Source organism: Corallococcus praedator, assembly GCF_003612125.1.
Taxonomy (GTDB): Bacteria; Myxococcota; Myxococcia; order Myxococcales; family Myxococcaceae; genus Corallococcus; species Corallococcus praedator.
This window is the reverse complement of sequence record NZ_RAWI01001374.1, coordinates 1-394: the sequence shown is the minus strand read 5'-3', so window position 1 is coordinate 394 and position 394 is coordinate 1. Positions and strand designations below refer to the sequence as shown.

The 394-nt window shown below is 39.8% G+C and carries 1 protein-coding gene; it reads right to left on the bottom strand.

Going from position 1 to position 394, the window contains the following annotated elements; translation table 11 throughout:
* Positions 1 to 394, bottom strand: a 394-nt coding sequence (locus tag D7Y13_RS44515; RefSeq protein WP_244222512.1) for an asparagine synthase-related protein, incomplete at both ends; no start/stop codon positions are given.

The window sequence follows — 394 nt, the reverse complement described above, 5'->3', positions numbered from 1 at the left end:
GGCTTCTATTTACTGTTGTAGTGGCATGTTCATGAAGCATGGAGCGAATGTACTGTTCTCGAAACATACCGCGTGAAAGCGCTTTTGGTGAAAGAAGTTTTTGTGATGCATATTCTTTTAAATCATTGCGAAACCAGTGAGCCAAAGGAACTCCAAATCCCATTTTTGGACGATACAAAATTTCTTTCGGAACCAGGTCTTCGAGCGCTTTTTTAAGAATATATTTTTTATTGTTTGCGCCCTTGAGCTTAAGACGAAAAGGAATTTTAGCAGTAAGTTCAAGAAATTCGTGATCGAGGAAAGGGGAGCGGCCTTCAAGCGCTACTGCCATAGAAGCAATATCAACTTTTACCAAGAGATCTTCTGGTAAATACGTTACGAAATCCGCATAAAC